The organism is Deinococcus aerophilus (assembly GCF_014647075.1).
GTDB classification, from domain to species: Bacteria; Deinococcota; Deinococci; order Deinococcales; family Deinococcaceae; genus Deinococcus; species Deinococcus aerophilus.
The window spans coordinates 1-5,596 of record NZ_BMOM01000061.1 but is presented as its reverse complement, the minus strand read 5'-3'; the positions used below and the strand labels follow the sequence as shown (position 1 = coordinate 5,596).

5 protein-coding genes and 1 tRNA gene are annotated in these 5,596 nt (G+C 61.7%); 3 read left to right on the top strand and 3 right to left on the bottom strand.

Going from position 1 to position 5,596, the window contains the following annotated elements; translation table 11 throughout:
- Positions 1 to 78: 78 nt before the first annotated feature.
- Positions 79 to 612 carry a hypothetical protein gene (locus IEY21_RS16465; RefSeq protein ID WP_188905425.1) on the bottom strand — a complete coding sequence of 178 codons (534 nt, stop codon included), beginning with the start codon at positions 610 to 612 and terminating at the stop codon, positions 79 to 81.
- A 354-nt stretch (positions 613 to 966) separates the two neighbouring features.
- On the opposite strand from IEY21_RS16465, the gene IEY21_RS16460 reads away from it, so the two are divergent.
- From IEY21_RS16460 to IEY21_RS16450, 3 genes are all read left to right on the top strand, one after another.
- Complete coding sequence (locus IEY21_RS16460) at positions 967 to 1,227, top strand: helix-turn-helix domain-containing protein (RefSeq protein WP_188905424.1); 261 nt, start codon at positions 967 to 969, stop codon at positions 1,225 to 1,227.
- 1,680 nt (positions 1,228 to 2,907) lie between these two features.
- On the top strand, positions 2,908 to 3,132 hold the full coding sequence (locus tag IEY21_RS16455; RefSeq protein WP_229753187.1) for a helix-turn-helix domain-containing protein: 225 nt from the start codon (positions 2,908 to 2,910) through the stop codon (positions 3,130 to 3,132).
- Positions 3,116 to 4,318 (top strand): tyrosine-type recombinase/integrase, encoded by a 1,203-nt coding sequence (locus IEY21_RS16450; protein WP_229753186.1) that lies wholly within the window; start codon positions 3,116 to 3,118, stop codon positions 4,316 to 4,318. The genes IEY21_RS16455 and IEY21_RS16450 overlap by 17 nt, the downstream gene beginning before the upstream one ends.
- A gap of 105 nt (positions 4,319 to 4,423) precedes the next feature.
- Here IEY21_RS16450 and IEY21_RS16445 read toward each other — a convergent pair.
- Together IEY21_RS16445 and IEY21_RS16440 are read right to left on the bottom strand one after the other, a co-directional pair.
- A tRNA-Asn gene (locus IEY21_RS16445) sits at positions 4,424 to 4,498 on the bottom strand.
- A gap of 166 nt (positions 4,499 to 4,664) precedes the next feature.
- Positions 4,665 to 5,282 (bottom strand): helix-turn-helix domain-containing protein, encoded by a 618-nt coding sequence (locus IEY21_RS16440; RefSeq protein WP_188905423.1) that lies wholly within the window; start codon positions 5,280 to 5,282, stop codon positions 4,665 to 4,667.
- Between the last annotated feature and the right edge of the window lie 314 nt (positions 5,283 to 5,596).

Below are 5,596 nucleotides of genomic sequence, written 5' to 3'. Positions count from 1 at the left end.
GAAACGCGCCTGTCATTTCGAGGCCATGGTCACGATTGCCTGCCTGATGGAGTGGCTCTGAAGGTTTGCGGACACACCCTAGGACTTCTTGGTGACCTCTGACTTCCTCTGGCGCTGGCGCGCTGACTTGTGGGCCTGCTGGCACGCCAGACTGCAGTATTTCTTGCGTCCGGTCATGAATGTCTTCCGGGTGCAATTGGGGCGTGTGCACATCCGGGGAAAGGCCCCCAGTTCATTGCGGGCCAGCGAGACGGTCATCAGGAAGAGGGCCTGGATACCCTGCTCCACCACGATCTCGACGTCACGGGTGCGGGGATTGAGCAGGGGAGAGACCCGTGGGTGCTGACCCCGAAACCATGCATTGAGTCTTCTGCCGATCCGGTCGGTGACGTTCTGGACCTCGGTATCTGCCCTGGGTATGTAGGCCTCCAGCTGTGCTTCGAGCTGCGCCGGAGAAACGGTCTCAACGGGATATCCCAGGGCAGCGAGGCGATCAATTCCTATCTCACGCCGTTCCTCTAAGGAGAGGGGCTCGGTGTCGGCCGTGGCGAGGGCCTCGATGTCTTCCCACAGGGCGCTCAGGTCCTGGGTTGCCTTCAACCAATCGGACATGGACTCGCTCAGACCTCCGTTGAGCGCTGCGTGTTGAAGGGGATGTCGCTGGATCAGTGGCCCCAACTTCTGTGCTGTCGCTCGCCATTCCTGGTCCGTGGAGTAGGAATTTAATGACAGCAGCGTGGAGATGAGTGTCTGGTAGTGTCCCTCCCCCCCACCTGGACGGTCAAACAGACTGCGCGGCTGTAAGTAGAGCCCGTCCACACAGGCGGGTGTGAAGACCAATGTATGGGTCTCTCGGTTCACCTGGACGTCGAACGGTGTTGTCCAGGTGGCGAACAATTCTGGGGATGTTGCGTTACTGGTCACGATACCTATAACAGTAACGGAAATCTTGACACAGTACGGGACATGAACGCACAGGACGATCGCCAGAGCGCACTGGAAGGGACTGCCTCCGCCCACAGCGGTAGTCGGGAGCGGAGTGGGGCGAGCAGTGTGGACCCCCGCCGGACCCGCAAACCTGAGGAGGTGGCGCAGATTCTGGGCGTCGGAAGGAATGGCGTCTACGAGTTGATCCGCGCCAGGCAGCTGCGCTGCATCCTGGTGGGGCGCAAAATCCTGGTCCCGCTCACGGCCATTGATGAATTTCTGGCTGGCCAGACCGAGTAACGGTCCGTGGGACCCGCCTCCAGGATGAGCATCCCGGCAGGCCTGTTCCGACAGCAGCCCCACTGAATTCCTCTGACTTCGTAGCGGCCTCAATGGCCGCTGCGGCGCCCTATTGCCGTTTTGAGGCGGCGTTCTCGTGCTGGCCGATGTCCACACACACCCCTACACCTTCCGTTACCAGCAGCAGCGCCCCGGCTGTGACTGGGTGCCGGATGCGGTCACAGACACCTGGGCCAAGCGCCAACGGGGGGCGGCTGAGCTCTTTGGCAATGGGGAGGGGATTCTTTGCCGATTGTTGGCGTGCAGGGTGGGTCAGCTGTGCCACCTGGTGGTTCGTTTGCCGGCCGGAATCGACTTCTACCATGACGGTCCGGCGCTGGCCCGACAAGAATTAAAGCGACTGCTGGGAGAGATGCCACGGTATGTCCGGTTGGCCCTGAGCCGCTCGGGCAAGCCTCATCTTCACGTCCTCGCCATGGTCCCGGACCTTGAGCACCTGCCCTCGGCAGTCCATTGCACGGTGGTCCAGGATGACCGTCACCTGTGCAATCTGGCGCGGTATTTTTCCAGACCCAGCGACGAGCGTGGGTGTCGGCCTCGGTGGGCAGACCAAGTCCGATTCAGCTCGGCCAAGCGGGAACGTCAGGCCCTCGACGCGGCGGAGTTGTATTTGCAGGCCCGCCACATTGCCTGGGGCAAGCGGTTGCCCCGTCGGTCCTGGACCACCCATCTGCCCCGCCTCAAACCGGCTCTTCGCCCGGGCATCACGGCAAAGGTGGGCGGCTGGAAAGGTTTCTTGGCCTCTGTTCCCAGAGTCCTTCCTTTGCCGTTCCAGGGCGTCCCCGACACCCCATCCTTTCCTCGGGTCATTCCCTTGCGGGCGCCAAGCGCCTGTTCCCGTTTGTATGGATCGTCTGCTGCTCGGGCGCCTCCGTGGTCATGCAGGGCAAGCTGACCACCACCGCCGCCTCTGCCCTGCGCCAAGTTCCCTGTCCTGGTGACCGCCCCACCTCCACAGACCCCGATGAGGTCCTTACAGGAGTGCACATGATCTAACCCCCTCCAATACCCTCCGTGTTTCAAATTATTTTCCCCATGCTTCTCCATCCACAGGTTCTTCCGGATGGGGAAGCCAACTGCGGTTGCCATGAACCTGGACGCTCTCAACTTAGAAATTGGGTTCCAGCCGTGAGCTTGTCGCGCGCGGGGGCAGGCCATGCCTGCCACTCAGGCCACCGTGCAGGCCGTTTCGCGGGCAGCCACCGTGCGCACCCATCCTTTGAGGGCCTGAAATCGGACGCAGTCAGAGGGATGGCACAGCGCCCACCTGCCGCCACTGCATCCGACGGGAACATGCCTCATGCGCTGCAGCAGAGCATGACAGCCTCCTGTCAGGATCGTGCGCGCGCATTGTGCAATTGATTGAAGAACCCACGAGTGAGACGGCAACCGAGTCGGTCATCGGGTTCGCCAATACATCATCCTGCATTCCATAGGTGGGGCCGTCGGGCGCTCCCTCCGGACGAGGCAGCGGTGGCTCCATCTATGGGTCAGTACGGGCTCGCTTTCAGGAGAAGGCAGATACAGAGCGACTGGCCTGCCAGTTCATTCGCCTGGCAGCGGCCCACAGCGCTGCCCCCGAATGTTTGCGGCAACCGCTCATAAGCTTATAGTGCACAGGTGCAGCCAAATCCCAAGCAAGTCATTCAGAGCCGGTTGAAGACGCTGGGGCTGACTCAGGCTCAGCTGGCCGAGCAGTTGGGCACCACGCCGTCCATTCTGAGTCGCACCTTGAAGACCCCTCTGGTTCGGCAGGATAGCCACTGGCCGGCCATTCTTGATGCCCTCGCGCTGACCGTGGAAATCACCATTCCTTTAGAGGAGCAACGTGGCGGTGAAAACTAAAAAGAAGGCCCAGAAGCGTGGCAATGGTCTGGGTGGTCTCAGGCAGTTGCCGTCGGGCAAATGGCAGTGGCGCGCCACAGTGGAGCTGCCAAACGGAGAGAAAAAACGCGTCGTTGGCACGGAGAGCACCAAGTCGGAAGCTGAGCGTGCCCAGAGTCGGGTCATTGCGGACGCGGCCCGCGGCCAGTTTGCGGTGATGGAGAAGGTGACGGTTGAGGACTACATCCGCGCCTGGCACGCGTTGCGCAAGGACAGCCAGGCGGCGAAGTACACCCAGGGTCAGGCCTGCATGATTGAGGTCCACATCGTTCCTGGCCTGGGCAAGAAACGGCTGGCTACTGTCACGCCCCGGGATCTGGAAGCGTTCTATGCCGACCTGCAGCACCGGGACAAGCGCCGGCCGGCCATGCTGGGCAAGCCGCTGGGCGATTCCATGAAGCGGTCGATCCATAATATTCTGCGGCAGGCTTTTGCCGAAGCGGTCAGGCACGGCGACCTAATCCGCAATCCGGTAGACGTGGTGCGGCCCCGTTACACGCGAGAGGCTGCCCAGGATGACACTGTGAAGGCATGGACGGAGGAGGAGGCTGCGCGGTTCTATGCGGTGGCCCGCCATGATCGGCGGGGTGTGGCCTTCTGCTTCATGCTGGCCACTGGGCTTCGAATCGGAGAGACACTGGGCTTGCGCTGGGAGAATGTGGATCTTCAGACAGGCCGCATCTACATCAGAGAGGCGCTGGTGAGCCTCGCCGGGAAGGCGCACCGCACGACTCCCAAGACGGCGCGGTCGCGGCGTTCTGTGCCGGTGGGGGGAGACGCCCTCGCCATCCTCAAGCAACAGCCGGATCAAGTGATCCTTGACCGGGAAGCTCAGGGCGCACACTACGTGGGGAGTGATTCCGTGTTCACGACCGCGCGTGGCCTCCCCATCCTCCCCGACAATGTCTACAAGCTCATGCGCGCACTGTGTCAGGCGGCGGAGGTGCCCTACCGGGGAACGCATGTTCTACGGCACTCCTTCATCTCGATCCAGGGCCAGCACGGACGGCCTGTGGAGGTCATCTCCGCGCACGTCGGTCATGCCCGTGCCTCCTTCACTCAGGACCGTTACCGCACCGTTTTCGACAAGGAAAGGGAGGCCCTGACTCTGGACTTGTCGACCCTCATAGAGGGTTCAAAAAAGTAGTCATAAAAATCCCGTTGGGCACGCGTTGGGCATGTGGTCTCGTTGGGCACGCTGCGGTTGGGGAATACAAAAGGAAAAAGCCCCGTCTAGGACGGGGATTCTGTCTGGCTCGGCAGGCTGGGGTCGAACCAGCGACCATTCGATTAACAGTCGAACGCTCTGCCACTGAGCTACTGCCGAATACCGCGCTGTGCGCGTGTGGCGTGCCGTTTCCGGCGCGAGAGGGATAGTAGCATGACCTCTGTGGCCGTGCAAGTCTTGGTGTGTTCCTCTCTCCGTCAGCAGTTTATAGACGCAACAAAAAACCGCCCGGAACCTTCCGGGCGGTGCGGCGATGGAGACAGACTCAGGCGGCAGCGATGGTGCTCAGGGCAGCCTCGTTCTTGAGGGTGATCTTGCCGTAGCCGGCGCTGATCACACCTTCGCGGCTGAGTTCACCGACCACCTTGGTCACGGTCTCGCGCACGCTGCCCACCGCGGCGGCCAGTTCGTCGTGGGTGGCGTAGATCATGGTCTCGCCGCTCTCGGTCTGGGTGGCCAGGGCGGTGTCCTTGAGCTCCAGCAGCTCTCCGGCAATACGGGCGCGCAGGCGCTTGCCGACCAGACGGTAGATGCTCTCGTAGGCACGCTCCAGGGTCTTGACCAGGTGCGTCGTGACGACGAGGTTGTCCTCAGCGCTCATCAGGGCCGGATTGATCACGTCAATGCTGCTGTCGGTCACGGCCTCAGCAAAGTAGGCACGGTTCACGCCGGCCAGGGCTTCTTCGCCAAAATACTCGCCAGGCTTCACGTAGCGCAGGGTCAGGCCGTTGCCGTCGTCATCCATGGTATGCACGCGCACCAGGCCGCTGGCCACGCGGTACAGCATGTCGCTCTTGCCGGGGTAGAGGATGACGGCTCCGGGGCGGTAGGTCACGGTGTCCACGAAGGTGCGGGCAGCGGTGCTGGTATGGGTCTGGGTCATTTGAATCGCCTCCTGAGGCGTCTGGGGAAGATGGGGAGGCCGGGACCATTCCCGACGTGCTTACAGTGTAACCCAACTCTACTATTTTGTAAACACTTTTGTTGCTTTAAATAGTATTGAGCTGACAAAGCCGCGCGCTGGCCCCTCCGGCGGAATGCACGTCTGGCAGCTCGAAATTCCCGGCCCCCGCTTGTTGCCTCAACTCACGCTTGGCTCACATTGAGGGTAAGCTCCTGGCGGCCTGACAGATTTTATGAGATTGGACGGAAAACGAGTTGCCAGCCGACCTCAAGGGTGGTTTGAGGAGGGGCGTG

What these genes read in the sequence shown, in the direction of transcription:
- IEY21_RS16465 (WP_188905425.1), bottom strand. Translation starts at nt 612, where the DNA reads ATGTCCGATTGGTTGAAGGCAACCCAGGACCTGAGCGCCCTGTGGGAA.
- IEY21_RS16460 (WP_188905424.1), top strand. Translation starts at nt 967, where the DNA reads ATGAACGCACAGGACGATCGCCAGAGCGCACTGGAAGGGACTGCCTCC.
- IEY21_RS16440 (WP_188905423.1), bottom strand. Translation starts at nt 5,282, where the DNA reads ATGACCCAGACCCATACCAGCACCGCTGCCCGCACCTTCGTGGACACC.